Source organism: Bauldia sp. (assembly GCF_965232525.1).
GTDB lineage: Bacteria > Pseudomonadota > Alphaproteobacteria > Rhizobiales > Kaistiaceae > Bauldia.
The window spans coordinates 4,257,740-4,273,988 of record NZ_OZ246980.1 but is presented as its reverse complement, the minus strand read 5'-3'; the positions used below and the strand labels follow the sequence as shown (position 1 = coordinate 4,273,988).

The following is a 16,249-nucleotide window of genomic DNA, read 5'->3' as shown; positions in this document are numbered from 1 at the left end:
CCCCTGTCGGTTGGTCAGCACCACCCGCTTGAGATTTGCTGAACCGACCCCGTCCATCATCCTCCGGACGGTCCGCTCCGCGATCAGGTCGGGGACAGGGTCGCCGAGTGCCGGGAAAGGACAGCGGAGTCGCCTATTTGTGTCGATCCGCATCCCCGGGATGCCGTCACGCGGTTGCGTTGTCATGCGGAACTCGCCAATTTGGCGCGAGGGCTGGGCTGAACGCATCAGACGACTACCGGGGAGTAAGATCGCATGCGTGTTCTTGGTGTTTTCACCGCCGCTCTTTTCGCGGCAATCACATCGGCATCGATGGCGCAGGCCTCCGACCTGATCGGCACCTGGACGGCCGAGACCAGCGTGATCCTGGAACTGGACGATGAAATCGTCGAAGCGCCGCGCATCTTCACGATCGTCATCGAGTCGGTGAACGGCCAGATCGTGAGGGGGACCAAGTCCTGGAAAGCGGGGAGCGACGACCCCGGCTATATCGATGACGAGAGCGTTTTCGAAGCCACCGAGCCGGTTATCGGCGCCTTGTCCGGCGACGGCAAGACCCTGCGCCTGGTGGAAGTCGATGACCATGGGCTGATGTTCGCAACCCGTATCGGCGATGATGAGATCGAGCTTACCTACATGGAAGGCCCACCCCATGCGGTTGCCTACACGGCGATCTTTCAGCGCCAGGAATAGGGCGGGGGACGATCATCGCTCTAAAACGGGGAGGGACTAGTGTCGCCGTCAGAAGATGCGTGACGCTGGTCGCCGCGGACCGTGCGTGGCGAGACGGCTACTGCAGCCCGATGGTGTCCGGTACCTCGGGGATGGCCTCTGGCGGGATGAAGTGCGGCTCGGCGGGGGCGGGCTCGAGGTCGATCGTGAGACCCTCTAGGGTCGCCGGTTCGCCGGGAACGTCGGGGATAGCCGGGAGGCCGCCCGTCGCCAGGTCGGGCAGGGCAGGGACTTCGACAGTCACCGCCGGCTGTTCGAGCTCGAAGTCGAAGTGGCCACCGCCGTCGATCGCCGCGGCATTCTCGTCGAACTCGACGGCTGCAGCCTCCGCCGGCAGCGCCTCGTTTTCGTAGACCACCGTACCGTCCGGCAGGACGCGGACCGGCGTCGGCTGCGGCGCTGTCGGCGTCAGTGTCGCCTGAGGCAGCGGCTCGACCGGGGCCGTCACCGTGGTGAAGGTGTCAGCCGGTGCCGCGGCCGGCGCGTCGCCGGGGGCGGGAAGCGTTTCCGGGACCACGGCGGCCGGGGCCGGTTCGGGGCGGATGTTCGACAGGGTCTGCTCGATGCTGCGGATGAAGTCGTCGCCCTGTGGCGCCGGCGCGACGGCCGCGGCTGGCGCCGGCATGGCCTCGGCGGTTGGTGTTGCGTCGGTTTCCGGGGCGACCGCCGCGGTTTCGGCCGGCGGTTCGGGCCGCGGACGCGGCTCCGGCGGCGGCGTGGCGGCCGCTTCGATCGGCTCGGCCGGCCGGGCTGAGGACAGATCGATATCCGGCCCGCCGGGTGCCTCGCCGAGCGGAATGGCGCGGATGCCCGGGTCTGCCGTGGCGGCTTCGGTCGCTCCGTCGGTCGCCGCGGCCGGGACCGTACCCGGGGCGGCGGTGTCGACGCGGCCACTCGAGCCAATGGTCGCGATAAGGATGCCGGCCCCGGCGGCGAGCGCGACAACGCCGATACCGATGACGATCAGGTGGCGGAAAGTGCGATTGCGCTGTTCCGGCTCGAGCGGGTCGAGGTCGTCGCCGTATTCGGGTTCGACCGGCATGCCGTCACCGGCGAAAAAGGGCTCCCGCGCGTCCGGTCGTTCCATTTGGGGAACTTCGACGGCTTCGTAGAGCGGGCCGGCGGGCTCGCGGTCGCCGATGCCGTGCAACGAACCGGGATCGTCCTCGATCCGCGAATAGGTGACGACCGCTTCGCGATCGTCGAAATCGCCGCGCCCTTCTTGTTTTGCCTGCCTGCGTTGAATCGTCATCGACCGGGTCCCCCAAAGACTCCGTGATATCGAGTCATCATCAGAATGCGGACCTTTCGTGGCCGAACCTCGCCGGTTCTAAGGCTTTCCGGGCGTGTTCGCCACGTTTTCGACCGGATACGCGGCCATTTACGCGGCGCTGTCCGGTATTTCCGCCGGGCGTTGCCTGGATGCATCAGCGATGAATCGCCTCTACACCGATCTGGCGCCCTGGTTCCACGACATCACCCATCCGGACGATTACCGGGCGGAGGCCGAACACATCGGTCGATTGATCGATGCCGCGATCGACGGCGAGGCGCGAACGTTGATGGAACTCGGTGCCGGCGGCGGCAACAACGCGCTCCACCTGAAGCGGCGCTTCGCCTGCACACTGACCGACCTGTCGCCGGCGATGCTCGATCTCAGCCAGTCGATCAACCCCGAGTGCGCCCATGTGGTCGGCGATATGCGCGCGCTGAGGCTGGGCGAGACCTTCGACGTCGTGCTCGCCCACGACGCGCTCGACTATATGCTGACGGTCGATGATCTCCATGCGGCGATCGCGACCGCTGCGATCCATTGTCGTCCGGGCGGCGTCGCCGTGTTCATCCCCGACGTGACCGCCGAGACATTTGCACCCGGCACCACCCATGGCGGCACGGATCGTCCCGATGGCGGCGGTGCCCGGTTTCTCGAATGGACCCATCCGCTTGGGCCGGGCGAGACCGTTGCCCGGGTCGACTATGCGCTGATCCTCAAAACGCCGGGCAAAGCGACGGAGATAGCCTCTGACACTCATCGGATCGGCGTCTTCCCGCAAGAGGTCTGGTTGGACGGATTCGCCCGCGCCGGCCTGACCGTGCTCGACATCGATGCCGATGATCCCCATACCGACGAACACGTGGTGTTCGTCACGCGGCGGGACGGTTAACGCGGTCGGACACAGATCAGGCGTAGCGGGCTGCGGCGCGGGCCTTGGCTTTGGCCGCCTCGATCTCGCGGTTGCGTGGCGGAGCATTGGTCTCGAGCGAGTCGACCAGCCGGCGGGCGATCGCAGCGACATCCTCGACGGCCTGGTCGAACACCGCCTGGTTCGCCTTCGACGGCTTGGCAAAGCCGGAGAGTTTTCGGACGAATTGGAGCGCCGAAGCGTGAATCTCGTCATCGGTCGCCGGCGGGTCGAAGTTGAACAGTGTTTTGATGTTGCGGCACATGGGCCTCTCCTGTTCTGATATCGCCACAGGGTAGTGACGACCCTAGGTCACGGCAACGGCGGAGCAGGTGACGATGGCGTATGAACTCTACTACTGGCCTGGTCTGCAAGGCCGCGGCGAGTTTGTGCGGCTGGCGCTGGAGGAAGCCGGTGCCGACTATGTCGACGTTGCGCGCGAGGACGGCGTCGGGGCGCTGATGCGGGCCTGGGACGACGCGATGATCGCCACCCCGTCCTTCGCGCCGCCGTTTCTCCGTGACCGCAAGCGGCTGATCGGCCAGACCGCCAACATCGTCACTTATCTCGGCGAGCGGCACGGGCTGGTGCCGAAGGCGGAGGCAGAGCGGTTATGGGCTCATCAGATCCAGCTCACCATCGCCGATCTGGTGGTCGAAGCACACGACGTTCACCATCCGCTTGGTGGCGATCTCTATTACGAAGACCAGAAGCCGGAGGCGAAGCGCAGGTCGCAGGCGTTCCGCCAATCGCGGATTCCGCGCTTCCTTGGCTGGTTCGAGTCGATCCTGGCCCGCAACCCCAAGGGCAATAAGCATCTGGTCGGCGCCCGGATTTCGACCGCCGACCTGTCCCTGTTCCAGGTCGTGGCGGGCCTGCGCTACGCATTTCCCGAGGCGATGGCTCGGATCGAGGCCGATCATCCGCTGGTGGTCGCGTTGCACGATCGCGTCGCCAAGCGACCGCGGATCGCCGCCTATCTCGCCTCCGACCGCCGCGAGGCGTTCAACGAGGACGGCATCTTCCGCCACTATCGCGAGCTGGACGGCTAGGCGATGGCCGGCGACTGCATCGACGATCAGGACCGCGCGGTCGAGGGCTTCGAGAAGGTGAGCCACACGATCCCGGCGGCGCTGGCCGGCTCGGTACTGCGGATCGCCGGCTATCGTGAGACAGCTGGCGCGATCACCCACCAGACCGAGACTGCGTCGCTGCTGGTGCCGCTGATCGTCTCCTTCGCGGCGCCGTTCGAGATCGGGTTGGGGCGTCAGCCGACCGCGGACGACCGCTTCAGCAGTTTCACGGCCGGGCTCTATGGCGGACCGGTGCGGATTCGATCGCGCGGCGAGGCCTGCTGCCTGCAGATCGACTTCACACCGCTCGCCGCCTATCGCTTCTTCGGCCTGCCTATGCGGCTGCTGCGCGATCGCATGGTTCATCTCGACGACCTCGGCGACGCCGGCGTGTCGGGGCTAGCGCGGCGATTGGCTGACACGCGGACCTGGCGGCAGCGGTTCGCTATCACCGAGGCCTTTGTCGCCGATCGGCTGAACCGTGGTGCGACGCCCTCGCCGGGCGTGGCCTGGGGGTACCGGCAGCTCGTCGGGACCGGCGGACGCATGCCGATCAGCGCGCTAGCCGAGTCGGTTGGCTGGAGCCGCAAACACCTGGCGGCGCGGTTCCGCGAGGAGGTTGGCGCCAGCCCGAAGACGGTGGCCCGCATCGCCCGCTTCAATCGCGCGGTCGCCGTAGCGCGGTCCGACACCGCCGGCGGTTGGGCCGATGTCGCCGCGGCGTGCGGGTATGCGGATCAGGCGCACCTGGTGCGGGAGTTCGGCACCTTCGCGGGCGCGACGCCCGCGGCCTGGCGGGCGGTGGCCTGAGGTTCCATTTCTTCAATCCGGGCGCGCGGGCGGCGTGGCACTTTTTCCTCTTTGATGACAGGAAATGGAGCCAACCATGCCTAAACCGACCCTGGTCGAGCCGCCCCGCATCTACCCGACCTTCCGCTATCGCGATGCCGATCGAATGATCGACTGGCTGGTCGAGGCTTTCGGGTTCGTCGTCCATGCCAACTACAAGGACGACAACGGCGTCGTCCAGCATGCCCAACTCGCCTATGGATCGTCGATGATCATGATTGGGACCGCGCGTGACGATGCCCACGGGGCGCGGGTCGGCGGCGCGGGGCAAACCGGCGGCAAGGCGACCTATGTCGCGGTCGACGATGCCGACGCCATGTTCGCGCGAGCCGAAGTCGCCGGCGCCCGGATCGAGGAGGGGCTCACCGACCGCGACTATGGCAGCCGCGAGTTCATCTGCCGCGATCCAGAGGGCAATGTCTGGTCGTTCGGAACCTACTGGCCAAAGGCGCACGAGCCAGCCTGAGCGGCGATCACATCGTCGCGATCAGCCGCGGAAACCGGTCGGTTTCTGCCACAAGGCTGTCAGGATTCGCCGATACACGCGGGTTGCGTCAGCGGCGGCAACTCGCTACAGGCTGCGGCGTCTAGCACATGGTCGGTTCGCTTTACACTGGGAGGGCTTCCCGGCGCATTTCGAGTCGGCCGTGCTTGACGGCGACACCTTTGAAAGTCTGAAACCATGCTTGATCAATCGGCCCTGGCCATCGAGACGGCTGGCCTCGTCAAAACATTCGGCAGCAATCGCGCAGTCGATGGCATTGACCTCGTCGTGCCGCGTGGCGCGGTCTACGGGCTGCTCGGCCCGAACGGTGCCGGCAAGACCACCACCGTGCGCGTTCTGGCGACGCTTCTGAAGCCGGACGGCGGATCGGCCCGGGTGCTCGGGCTCGATGTCGCCCGCGACGCCAATGCGGTGCGCGAACGCATCAGCCTGACCGGCCAGTTCGCCTCGGTCGACGAGGAGCTATCGGGGTTCGAGAATCTGGTGCTGCTCGCCCGGTTGCTCGGCCTTTCGCGCCGCCGCGCCCGGGACCGGGCCACCGAGTTGCTCGACGCGTTCAGCCTGTCGGAGGCCTCCGGCCGCGAGGTGAAGAACTATTCCGGCGGAATGCGCCGCCGCCTCGATATCGCCGCGAGCGTGGTGGTGACGCCGGAGCTTCTGTTCCTCGACGAACCGACCACCGGCCTCGACCCGCGCAGCCGCAACCAGGTCTGGGACATCATCCGGCTGCTCACTTCCAACGGTACGACGGTACTTCTCACCACCCAGTATCTCCTGGAGGCGGACACGCTTGCTGACCGAATCGCGGTGATCGATCGCGGGACGATGATCGCCGAAGGTACCAGCAGCGAGCTGAAGACGTCGGTCGGCGCCGGGGTGATGCATGTGCGGGTCGCCGATCCGGTCCAGCGCGACGCGGCGATGCGGTTGCTCGAGGAACGCACCGGCGAGCAGGCGCACACCGATCGCGATCCGCGCGCCTTTACCGTCCGCCTCTCCGACACCGAGCGCGCCGCCGGCTCGCTCACGGCGCTGTCACAGGCCGGCATCGCGGTATCCGATTTCTCGCTCGGCCAGCCGAGCCTCGACGAAGTGTTCTTCGCGCTCACCGGTCACGGCGCCGTCGAAAAGGGCAAGGGCGGCACCGAGGTCAAGGGCGACAGCCCGATGCGGGAGGCAGCGGAATGAGCCAGATCGATACTTCCATCGATGCGGTCGACCTGCGTCGGGTCCTTTCGACCGACGCCCGGCCACGCCCGCCGGGCGCGATCGCCAATGCGATGACCTTCGGCTGGCGGGCGCTGCTCAAGGTCAAGCATCAGCCGGAACAAATGTTCGACGTGATCGTCACGCCGATCATGTTCACGGTGATGTTTACCTATCTGTTCGGCGGGGCGCTGGCCGGCTCGACCGACGCCTATCTGCAGTTCCTGCTGCCGGGTATCCTGGTCCAGACGGTGACCTTCACCACGATCTACACAGGCTTCACTCTCAACACCGACCTCTCCAAGGGCGTCTACGATCGGTTCCGCTCGCTGCCGATCTGGCGGCCGGCGCCGATCGTCGGGGCAATGCTTGGCGACACCATCCGCTACACCCTCTCGTCGCTGATCGTCGTCGCCATCGGCCTGATCATGGGCTTCCGGCCGGAGGCTGGTGTCGCCGGCGTCGTGGCAGTGATCGTGCTCCTCAACGTGTTCGGCTTCGGCATCTCCTGGGTGTTCGTCGTGCTGGCGCTGGTGGTGCGCACGCCCTCCGTGGTGATGACGCTGAGCTGGCTGGTGTTGATGCCGGTGACCTTCGCCTCCAACATCTACGTCGATCCGGCGACGATGCCGGACTGGCTGCAGGCGGTTGTCGCGGTCAATCCGGTGGCGATCCTGACAACCGCGTCGCGGGAGATCATGGACGGCGTCGTGTCGCTCTACTCGATCGGCCTGTCGCTGATCGGCCCGGCGGTGATTACCGCGATCTTCGCCCCCCTCGCGATGATGCTCTACGGGCGGAAGACGTAGGAGAACTCGCTCTATCGAGCGGCCATAGGCCGTGGTCATCTTGAGGTGCGAGGGTGCGAGCCTCGAAAAGCCTGTCTCCAACCTGATCGGAGAACGGACGGCGTTTCCGCCGGAGATCAACACCTCTCACCGCACCTATTGGTACGCACCCGGCTGCCTTTGGCGATGAACTGAAATAGCCGCCTCAGTAATCGTTACTCTGGGGGACCCCGTCGTTGATGTCGTAGTAGTCGCCCTTGTCACCGACAAAGGTGTGCTTTGCCAGTTTCGTACCGGTCGGCGAGCCAAACAAGCCCATCGCCACGGCCGTGAACGCATATCCCTCAATCGTCGGATGCCAGAACAACGTCGAACCGCATATGGAACAAAAAGCCCGTTGAACCTGATCCGACGATCGATACCAGGTGATGGCGTCTTCTCCATGGATGGTCAGCGCGCTGCGTCGGACATTCACGGTCGACAGAACGTGACCCGACTGCTTGCGACATTGGGAGCAGTGGCACGCCTCTGGGGCGTGTTCCAGCTCTCCTTCAACCTCGATCCTCACCGCACCGCACAGGCACTTACCCTTAAGCATCGCACCGTCCTTCTTGCACTCCACCTACTCTCCAATCTTGCCACCGAAGGTTCCGGTTCGAGCTGCGGAGACTGAAGCGGCGTGTTCAAACCGCCCGCCAGCCGATGTCGCGGCGGCAGAAGCCCTCAGGCCAGTCGATGCGGTCGACGGCTTGATAGGCGCGGGCCTGGGCGTCCGCGATGGTGGCGCCGGTGGCGGTGACATTGAGGACTCGGCCGCCATTGGCGACGAGTTCGCCGTTCTTCAGCGCAGTGCCGGCCTGGAAGACCTTGACGCCGTCGAGGGCTTCAGCCGCGTCGATGCCGCGGATGACGCTGCCCTTTTCATAGGCGCCGGGATAGCCGCGGGTCGCCATTACCACGCTTAAGGCCGCCCGGTCGCTCCACCGCGGCGCAGGCACCGTGCCGAGGCGGCCGGTGGCGGTGGCGTGGAGTAGCTCGACCAGATCGCTGTCGAGGCGCATCATCATCGGCTGGGTTTCCGGGTCGCCGAAGCGGACATTGTATTCGATCAGCTTCGGGCCGGTGTCGGTGATCATCAGGCCGGCGTAGAGCACACCGGAGAATGGCGTGCCGCGAGCCTTGAGGGTCTCGACCGTCGGCCGGATGACCTCGGCCATTGTGCGTTCCACCAGGTCCGGCGTCATCACCGGCGCCGGGGAATAAGCGCCCATGCCGCCGGTGTTGGGGCCGGTGTCGCCCTCGCCGACCGGCTTGTGGTCCTGAGCGGTGGCGAGTGGCACGATGGTCGTGCTGTCGGTCAGCGCGAAAAAACTTGCCTCCTCGCCGACGAGGCATTCCTCGACCACCACCTCCGCGCCGGCAGCGCCATGGTCGCCAGCGAAACAGGCGTCGATGGCGGCATTGGCTTCGTCCGTCGTTGCGGCGACGGTGACTCCCTTGCCGGCGGCCAGACCGTCCGCCTTGACCACGATCGGTGTGCCGCGCGCGTGGATATAGGCCTTAGCGGCGGTCGCGTCGGTGAAGCGCTGGTAGGCGGCGGTGGGAATGCCGGCCTCGGCGCACAGGTCCTTGGTGAAGCCCTTGGATCCCTCGAGCCGGGCGCCGGCCGCCGTCGGGCCGAATGTCGAGATGCCGAAACCGCCGAGCGCGTCGGCGAGGCCGGCGACCAGTGGTGCCTCCGGTCCGACCACCACCAGGCCGATGGACTTCTCCAGGCAGAAGCGCACCACCGCGTCGTGATCGTCGACGTCGAGGGGCACGAGCTCGGCATGTTGGGCGATCCCAGGATTGCCCGGCGCGGCGTAGAGGGCGCCGCAACGGGGCGACTGGGCCAGCTTCCAGGCCAGCGCATGTTCGCGCCCGCCGGAACCGATCAGGAGGATGTTCATGGGAGGACGATCATCACGGCGTTTACCCAACCACTGTACGGCCTCTTCGATCACGATTCGTGCGTCAACGAAACGGTTGGTCTGACTCGCCCCCAGCGATAGTCTGCGTCCGAAACGGAGGCCGGACACTCGGTGACCCAGCCCGAAACCACCACCGTCGCCGATGCCGTGCGCGGCAACTGGGTCGACCGGTATCTGCCGGCGGCGGCCAAGCCCTATGCCCGCATGGCCCGGCTCGACCGGCCGATCGGCTGGTGGCTGCTTTTGTGGCCGTGCTGGTGGTCGGCGGCACTGGCAGCGGATTTCGCTGGGCGCGCCTTTCCCGACCCGTGGCATTTGGTGCTGTTCTTCATCGGCGCGGTGGCGATGCGCGGAGCGGGGTGCATCTACAACGACATCGTCGACCGCGACCTCGACGCCGAGGTGGCGCGGACCCGGTCGCGGCCGATCCCGAGCGGCCAAATCAGCGTCCGCAACGCCGTACTTTTCCTGGCGGCGCAGGCGCTGGTTGGCCTGGTGGTGCTCCTCCAGTTCAACGGTTTTGCCATTGTCGTTGGCTTCGCTTCACTGTTGGCGGTGGCGATTTACCCATTCCTGAAGCGGGTGACCGACTGGCCGCAGCTCGGCCTCGGTATCGCCTTTTCCTGGGGGGCGTTCATGGGCTGGGCGGCTCTCCTCGGCGATCTCGGCCTGGCGCCGGTGCTCCTCTATGTCGGCTGTATTGCCTGGACCATCGGCTACGACACCATCTATGCCCACCAGGACCGGGAGGACGACACGCTGGTCGGAGTGCGCTCGACAGCGCGCCTGTTCGGCGCGCGTACCAAGCCGTATCTCACCGTGTTCTACGGTCTGGCGGTGGCGCTGTTCGCGGCCGCGTTTGTTGCCGCCGGCACCGGAACCGCTGCTTATGTCGGCCTGGCGGCGGCCGCGGTTCACCTCGGCTGGCAGGTGGTGACGCTTGATATCGACGATCCCGACCGCTGCCTGATGTTGTTCCGCTCCAATCGCGATACCGGCTGGATTTTGTTCGCCGGACTGCTGATCGATGCGTGGCTGACCGCCGCTTGATGATCGTGGGCGGTAGAACCGGCGACCTGACAACCCCATATCATTTGCGCTAAACCGGCGTTTCGCCGTGTCGCCACCCCTGATATCGTCTCAAGAATCATGCGCGATCCCTATAAAGTCCTGGGCGTCAGCAAGACTGCGAGCGAGTCCGAGATCAAATCGGCCTTCCGCAAGCTTGCCAAGAAGTACCACCCGGATTCCAACAAATCCGATCCGAAGGCCAAGGAACGCTTCAACGAGGCCAACGCCGCCTACGAGATCGTCGGCGACAAGGAGAAGCGCGGTCAGTTCGATCGCGGTGAGATCGACGCCGAAGGCAAGCCCAAGTTCCAGGGCTTTGAGGGCTTTGGCCAAGGCGGTGGTTTCGGCGGAGGGCCGCAGCCCGGCGCTGGCGGGACGAGGACCTTCCGCTGGTCGACTGGCGGCGCCGACGGCGACCCGTTCGCCTCTGACGACATCCTCAACGAGATTTTCGGCGGCATGGGCCAGGGCAGGGCGGGGGGCGGCGCCCGGGCCAATCCCCAACCGGTCAAGGGCGCCGACGTCAGCGCGACCGTCGCGGTGACGCTGGAGCAACTGGTCGCCGGCGACAAGGTGCGGGTCGATCTGCCCACCGGGCGGACGGTCGACGTAGCGATCCCCAGGGGCACCGTCTCGGGCAAGGTGATCCGCCTACGTGGGCAGGGGCAACCGGGAATGCTCGGCGGACCAGCCGGCGATGCGCGCGTGACGGTCGAGTTCGTGCCGCACCCCCACTTCCGCGTTGACGGCGCGACGCTGCGCCGCGAGGTCAGTGTGCCGCTGGAGGATGCGGTGCTCGGCGGCAAGATCCGGGTGCCGACGCTCGAGGGCGAGGTGTCGCTCAACGTTCCGGCCAACTCCAGCGGCGGCAAGTCGCTGCGGCTCAAGGGCAAGGGCCTGCCCAAGGCCGGTGGCGGCCGCGGCGATCTGCTGGTGTCGCTCAGGATTGTCCTGCCCGACGGTGGGGACCCAGAGCTGACCGAACTGATGAAGCGCTGGCGCGAACGGGACGAAGCCACCGCCGGCGGCGAGAAGGCCGCTTAGCTTCTTTCACGCGGCGCGGCAGCACGGCGGAGACGATCGTTGATCGCTTCGCCCAACCCGGTTTCCGGGATTGGCACGACTGCAATCGCGTCGGCCTTGGCGTCCAAGTCGCGCATCGCCGCGAACAGCCGCGTGGCGGCCTCCCGGACGTCGCCGGCGGGGCTGAGATTGATCATGGCGACGGCACTTTCGGCGCCAGGCGGAAGCGCTTGCCCGAACGCCAGCAGCGCTTCGCTCGGCCGGACGGCGTCGACGTCAAGCCTTAGGTGCGCGTTCGGCGCATAGTGCGATCGCAGCATGCCCGGCGCCGACGGCGCATCGGAATCGATCGGATCGACGAGCGGGCGGCCCAGTACATCCTCAATCTGCGAACGAGCAATGCCGCCACTGCGCAAGAGCCGTGGCGTTCCATCGCTCAGGCCGACAATGGTCGACTCGATGCCGACGGGCGTATCGCCGGCATCGAGGATCAGCGCAACCTCGCCATCGAGGTCGTCGGCGACGTGACTGGCGGTGGTCGGACTGATTTTGCCAGACCGGTTGGCGCTCGGGGCGGCGATTGGCCTGCCAAATTCGGCGAGCAGCGCCTGGGCGACAGGATTGTGAGGCACCCGGATCGCAAGGGTGTCGAGTCCGGCGGTGGCGAGATCGGCGATCGGGGAAGGTGTGCGTTTCGGCAGTACCAGGGTGAGGGCTCCCGGCCAGAACGCCTCGGCCAGCGTGCTCGCTTCGGGCGAGAAGGCGGCAAGCGTCATCGCCGCCTCGACGGACGCGACGTGCACGATCAGCGGATTGAAGCGCGGCCGGGCCTTGGTGGCGAAGATCGCCGCGATGGCATCCGGATTGGTGGCGTCGCCCGCGAGGCCGTAGACCGTTTCTGTCGGCATGCCGACGAGATCGCCGCGTGCGAGGACCGCGGCCGCCGCCGCAACCGCGCGATCGATGGTCGCGGGGTCCTGTGCTTCGACAATTTGAGGCAAGCGCGCCATCCGACTAAGGTCCGACATACGCTGCGGGTTTTTGCCGTTCGGTCGGGCTCGGTCAAGCCGCCGCGAAAGCAAACGTGTATGGGGCTTCGGGCGTCGGTTGCCGACATGTTGAATACAATCTTTGATTGCTTCTGTGCCGCGGTCGACAACCGTGGCGTCGCCAAGAGGCATTACCGGGCGGCCAGAAGCACCAAAATGGCTCTCGTACCGGCAGTATCGCCCTGCTTTTGCCAGCTGGCGTTGACTCAGGCTGGCACACGTCTGTCTCGCGCCGTTTTGATCGCCGAAAGCGACCAAAACCGGTCGTTTTCTGTTGCCATCGCCGCTTGTTTCACCGACACGATTCTCGGAGAAACGACCTATCTCCGGCAACGGGTGACGGCGCAAGCGACCGCGTTCACAGCGCAGGCGACCGCAATGCTGTTTCACTCCGGTGATCAGATCGCAGGCGAGGACAAAGCGGGGCGCTATGGATATCCTCATGGATGAGCACATTTCGATCGATGTCGCCGAGGGCGTGCAGACGATCCGGATCGATCGACCCGACCGGAGCAATGCTTTCACGGCCGACATGTTCGATGCCTGTGTCGAGGCGATCGAGCTGGCGGAGCGCGACACGGCGGCTCGAGTCATCCTGTTCGCCGGAACCCCCGGCGTGTTCACCGCGGGACACGATCCCGATGACCTTCGCAGCTATGCCGAAAGCGGCAATTTCGGCGAAAGCCCGATCCGCTTCATGAAGACCCTCGCCACGGTGGACAAGCCCGTGGTGGCGGCGGTCGACGGGCTCGCCCACGGGGTCGGGACCACAATCCTGTTCCACTGCGATTTCGTGGTCGCCAGCGAATGGTCGGTGTTCGCCTGTCCGTTCGCAGCGCTTGGACTGCCGCCGGAGGGCGGGACCAGCCTGCTGGCCCCATACATCATGGGGTATCACCGCGCGTTCGAGCTGATGGTGCTCGGCGAGCAGTTTGACGCTCAGCGGGCGCTCACCTCCGGACTGGTGAACCGCGTGGTTCAGCCGGAGGAGGTCGGCACCGTCGCGTTTGACTACGCGAGGGCTTTGGCGGCAAAACCACCGCAGGCGGTGCGGATGGCGCGGCGCCTGATGCGCGGGGAACGCCAGGATGTGGTGGTCCGGATCAATCAGGAGGCCAAGGGCTTCGGCGATCTGCTCAGATCGCCGGCGGCGCACGATGCGCTCTATGCCTACGTCGATCGCGAGGGGCACTGACCCTCTCACCGCGGATGCCGGCCGGTGACGACGCTGATCGTCAGCGACCCTGTTTTTCTCGAACACGAGGTGCCGCGGGGGCACCCGGAACGCCCCGATCGTATCCGCGCGGTCAACGCGGTGCTCGGCGAGGAGCGATTCGCTGCGTTGCCGCGCAAGGCGCCGCGGCCGGTCGACGACGCCACCCTGATGCTCGCGCATCCCGAGGACTACATCGCCACCATCCGCGCGGCGCTCCCCGCCGACGGCGAGGTAGCGCTCGATGCCGACACCTGGCTATCGCCGCGCAGCTTCGAGGTGGCATCCGACGCGGTCGGTTCCGCGTGCCTTGCCGTCGACGCGGTGATGACTGGTGAAGCTGACAACGCCTTTTGCGCAACGCGCCCACCCGGCCATCACGCCGAGGCGCGCGTCGCGATGGGCTTTTGCCTGTTCGCCAATGCGGTGATCGGTGCGCGCCACGCCCAGCAGGCCCATGGCGTCGAGCGGGTGGCGATCGTCGACTGGGACGTTCATCACGGCAATGGCACCCAGGCACTGGTCTGGTCGGATCCATCGATCCTCTACGCATCGACCCACCAGATGCCACTCTTTCCGGGCACCGGCGCGGCGTCGGAGACCGGTGCCGGCAACGTCGTCAACGCGCCGCTACCGCCCGGGGCCGATGGCGTCGCCTTCATGGATGCCTTCACCGGGCACCTGTTGCCGGCGATAAACGCGTTCTCGCCCGATCTGATCATCGTCTCCGCCGGTTTCGACGCACACTGGCGCGATCCACTGGCCTCGCTCAACCTGACGGAGCAGGATTTCGCCTGGGCGACGGAAGCGATGACCACCGTGGCCGCGCGCCATTGCGACGGCCGCATCGTCAGCCTGCTCGAAGGCGGCTATGATCTCCAGGGCTTGGCCGACTCGGTTGCGGCCCATATAGAGGCGCTGAAGCGGACCTGATAGTCCGCGCGCCATGTGAGGTTGCGATGCCCGACTCCAATCCGACACCCGTCGCGGAGCTCTCCTTCGAGAAGGCGCTGGCCGAGCTCGAATCGATTGTCCAAAGGCTGGAACAGGGCGAAGTCGACCTCGAGGAGTCGATTGCGATCTACGAGCGCGGCGAGGCGCTGCGGGCCCATTGCGAGGCGCTGCTCAAGGAAGCCGAGGGGCGGGTCGAGAAAATCCGCCTGAGCGCCAGCGGCAAGCCGGTTGGCACCGCGCCGCTTGACGAGCGGTGACACCAACGCCTTTCTCCCGTTGCGGGGGAGCCAGAGGGGGTGGCGCAGCCGCTAACTGTGGCGTCGGCAATTCAGCTTTCCGACCTAACCTCGTCCGCCCGCTTCAGCGCCATCTGGGTGAGGATTGGGCCGCCGAGTTCGAAGATGACACTGGCGGCGATCGTCGTCGCTAGAATCTCGGTCCGGTACTCCGGAAACGACCCGACCGCGATCAGAGCCATGCCCATGGCGACGCCTGCCTGGGGCATCAGCGCCATGCCCATCCAGACACGCTGATCTGGGGCGACGCCGGTGGCGGCCCCGCCGACCCAGCCTCCGATGACGCGACCGGCGAAGCGCAGTACCAGATACAGTATGCCGAGCAGGCCGATGGTCGGGAGGGCGGACAGGTCGAGCGAGGCGCCGGCGAGCACGAAGAACAGCACCATGAATGGCCACTCGATGTGCTCGATCTCATGAAAGGCGCGGGCATGATGGCGGGCGAGATTCGCGATCAGGAAGCCGGCGACCATCACCGCGAGCAGGAACGACGCGCCGACGGCAAGGGCGATGCCGCCGCCAAGGAAGACGACGCCAAGCGCTTCCGCCTGGGTCGGTTCGCCCGGTTTCAGGCGGCCGGTGAGATAGGCGGCCGGCAGACCGATGGCCAGGCCAATCGCAATCGCCCCGCCGATCTCCACCGCCGCGACCTCAAGTGATCCGCTTACGCTTTCGCCGACGACCGCGTGGGCGGCAGCCAGCAGCAGGCTGAACGCGATCAGTCCCCACGCATCGTCGATGGCGACCACCCCGAGGAGGACCCGAGAGAACGGTCCCTTGGCACCGCTGCGGGAGACCACGTCCTGTGTTGCCGCCGGGTCGGTGGCGGTGGCGACGCCGGCGAGCACCAGGCACAACACCGGGTCGAAGCCGGTCAACCATAGACCGACGCCGACGACCGCCGCGGTCGCGACCACCACGCCGGTCGATACGCCAAGGATGCGGACACCGTCTTCGGCGAGCACCTTGCGGGTTAGCCTGCCGCCAAGCAGGAAGGCGACCATCACCAGCGCCATGGTCGCGGCGAGGGGATATAGGCCGTCGGCGTCGGGGATGATGTCGAGGACGGACGGACCGGCGACGATGCCGAGCAGCACGAGCAGGGTCACCCGTGGCAGGTGCGTGCGCCGACCTACAGCGTCCATCGCCAGACCGGCGAGCAGGAGCCCGCCGATGGTAATCAGGATTAGGTCGTCAGGCACGCGCTGGGCTCACCCGCTTGGCGGGACAAAAAGCCGCGTGCCGCGACCCGTGGCCCATCGGCAACGAGGGCGGGGAATCGAGGCGATGAGCGATAGCGGGTCGTCATTTGGACAATTTCGGGTGGTGGCTGTGCG

General features: G+C 66.5%; 19 protein-coding genes. 13 read left to right on the top strand and 6 right to left on the bottom strand.

Annotation, left to right across the window (positions count from 1 at the left end):
* The first annotated feature begins 255 nt into the window (after positions 1-255).
* Entirely contained in the window at positions 256-693 is a 438-nt protein-coding gene (locus ACO076_RS20285; protein ID WP_421724624.1) for a hypothetical protein, read from the top strand.
* A gap of 97 nt (positions 694-790) precedes the next feature.
* Here the strand turns inward: ACO076_RS20285 and ACO076_RS20280 are convergent, their stop codons facing one another.
* Entirely contained in the window at positions 791-1,984 is a 1,194-nt protein-coding gene (locus tag ACO076_RS20280; RefSeq protein ID WP_421724623.1) for a hypothetical protein, read from the bottom strand.
* 94 nt (positions 1,985-2,078) lie between these two features.
* Between ACO076_RS20280 and ACO076_RS20275 the strand changes: the two genes are divergently transcribed.
* The gene (locus ACO076_RS20275; RefSeq protein WP_421724622.1) at positions 2,079-2,897 is read left to right on the top strand and encodes a class I SAM-dependent methyltransferase; all 819 of its coding nucleotides are present in this window, start codon (positions 2,079-2,081) and stop codon (positions 2,895-2,897) included.
* Between the two features lie 16 nt (positions 2,898-2,913).
* On the opposite strand, the gene ACO076_RS20270 is transcribed toward ACO076_RS20275, so the two are convergent.
* Entirely contained in the window at positions 2,914-3,180 is a 267-nt protein-coding gene (locus ACO076_RS20270; RefSeq protein ID WP_421724621.1) for a DUF2277 domain-containing protein, read from the bottom strand.
* A gap of 73 nt (positions 3,181-3,253) precedes the next feature.
* Between ACO076_RS20270 and ACO076_RS20265 the strand changes: the two genes are divergently transcribed.
* The 5 genes from ACO076_RS20265 to ACO076_RS20245 all read left to right on the top strand — a co-directional run bounded on the left by ACO076_RS20265 (position 3,254) and on the right by ACO076_RS20245 (position 7,357).
* Positions 3,254-3,967, top strand: a complete 714-nt coding sequence (locus tag ACO076_RS20265) for a glutathione S-transferase (RefSeq protein ID WP_421724620.1) — start codon at positions 3,254-3,256, stop codon at positions 3,965-3,967.
* A 3-nt stretch (positions 3,968-3,970) separates the two neighbouring features.
* Positions 3,971-4,798 carry a helix-turn-helix domain-containing protein gene (locus ACO076_RS20260; RefSeq protein ID WP_421724619.1) on the top strand — a complete coding sequence of 276 codons (828 nt, stop codon included), beginning with the start codon at positions 3,971-3,973 and terminating at the stop codon, positions 4,796-4,798.
* Positions 4,799-4,874: 76 nt separating this feature from the next.
* Positions 4,875-5,303 carry a VOC family protein gene (locus tag ACO076_RS20255; RefSeq protein WP_421724618.1) on the top strand — a complete coding sequence of 143 codons (429 nt, stop codon included), beginning with the start codon at positions 4,875-4,877 and terminating at the stop codon, positions 5,301-5,303.
* Positions 5,304-5,519: 216 nt separating this feature from the next.
* A complete protein-coding gene (locus tag ACO076_RS20250; protein WP_421724617.1) occupies positions 5,520-6,530 on the top strand; it encodes an ATP-binding cassette domain-containing protein in 1,011 nt (336 codons plus the stop codon).
* A complete protein-coding gene (locus ACO076_RS20245; protein WP_421724616.1) occupies positions 6,527-7,357 on the top strand; it encodes an ABC transporter permease in 831 nt (276 codons plus the stop codon). The genes ACO076_RS20250 and ACO076_RS20245 overlap by 4 nt, the downstream gene beginning before the upstream one ends.
* Before the next feature lie 184 nt (positions 7,358-7,541).
* Here ACO076_RS20245 and ACO076_RS20240 read toward each other — a convergent pair whose 3' ends face one another.
* Together ACO076_RS20240 and purD are read right to left on the bottom strand one after the other, a co-directional pair.
* Positions 7,542-7,934, bottom strand: coding sequence for a GFA family protein (locus ACO076_RS20240; RefSeq protein ID WP_421724615.1), 393 nt, complete (start codon positions 7,932-7,934; stop codon positions 7,542-7,544).
* An 85-nt stretch (positions 7,935-8,019) separates the two neighbouring features.
* Entirely contained in the window at positions 8,020-9,285 is a 1,266-nt protein-coding gene (purD, locus tag ACO076_RS20235; protein WP_421724614.1) for a phosphoribosylamine--glycine ligase, read from the bottom strand.
* A gap of 132 nt (positions 9,286-9,417) precedes the next feature.
* On the opposite strand from purD, the gene ubiA reads away from it, so the two are divergent.
* Both ubiA and ACO076_RS20225 read left to right on the top strand, forming a co-directional pair.
* A complete protein-coding gene (gene ubiA, locus ACO076_RS20230; protein WP_421724613.1) occupies positions 9,418-10,356 on the top strand; it encodes a 4-hydroxybenzoate octaprenyltransferase in 939 nt (312 codons plus the stop codon).
* A gap of 99 nt (positions 10,357-10,455) precedes the next feature.
* The gene (locus ACO076_RS20225) at positions 10,456-11,421 is read left to right on the top strand and encodes a DnaJ C-terminal domain-containing protein (RefSeq protein ID WP_421724612.1); all 966 of its coding nucleotides are present in this window, start codon (positions 10,456-10,458) and stop codon (positions 11,419-11,421) included.
* Here the strand turns inward: ACO076_RS20225 and ACO076_RS20220 are convergent.
* On the bottom strand, positions 11,418-12,410 hold the full coding sequence (locus ACO076_RS20220) for an L-threonylcarbamoyladenylate synthase (RefSeq protein ID WP_421724611.1): 993 nt from the start codon (positions 12,408-12,410) through the stop codon (positions 11,418-11,420). The two genes, ACO076_RS20225 and ACO076_RS20220, sit on opposite strands and share 4 nt — an antisense overlap.
* A gap of 105 nt (positions 12,411-12,515) precedes the next feature.
* On the opposite strand from ACO076_RS20220, the gene ACO076_RS20215 reads away from it, so the two are divergent.
* Genes ACO076_RS20215 through ACO076_RS20200 form a run of 4 tightly spaced genes read left to right on the top strand, consistent with a single transcriptional unit; the run spans position 12,516 to position 14,873 of the window.
* Positions 12,516-12,899 carry a hypothetical protein gene (locus ACO076_RS20215; RefSeq protein ID WP_421724610.1) on the top strand — a complete coding sequence of 128 codons (384 nt, stop codon included), beginning with the start codon at positions 12,516-12,518 and terminating at the stop codon, positions 12,897-12,899.
* Positions 12,892-13,644 carry an enoyl-CoA hydratase-related protein gene (locus ACO076_RS20210; protein WP_421724609.1) on the top strand — a complete coding sequence of 251 codons (753 nt, stop codon included), beginning with the start codon at positions 12,892-12,894 and terminating at the stop codon, positions 13,642-13,644. Before ACO076_RS20215 ends, ACO076_RS20210 begins: the two co-directional genes overlap by 8 nt.
* Positions 13,645-13,668: 24 nt before the next feature.
* Positions 13,669-14,595 (top strand): histone deacetylase family protein, encoded by a 927-nt coding sequence (locus ACO076_RS20205; RefSeq protein WP_421724608.1) that lies wholly within the window; start codon positions 13,669-13,671, stop codon positions 14,593-14,595.
* Positions 14,596-14,621: 26 nt separating this feature from the next.
* Positions 14,622-14,873 carry an exodeoxyribonuclease VII small subunit gene (locus tag ACO076_RS20200; protein WP_421724607.1) on the top strand — a complete coding sequence of 84 codons (252 nt, stop codon included), beginning with the start codon at positions 14,622-14,624 and terminating at the stop codon, positions 14,871-14,873.
* Between the two features lie 71 nt (positions 14,874-14,944).
* Here ACO076_RS20200 and ACO076_RS20195 read toward each other — a convergent pair whose 3' ends face one another.
* Positions 14,945-16,114 (bottom strand): cation:proton antiporter, encoded by a 1,170-nt coding sequence (locus tag ACO076_RS20195; RefSeq protein ID WP_421724606.1) that lies wholly within the window; start codon positions 16,112-16,114, stop codon positions 14,945-14,947.
* Between the last annotated feature and the right edge of the window lie 135 nt (positions 16,115-16,249).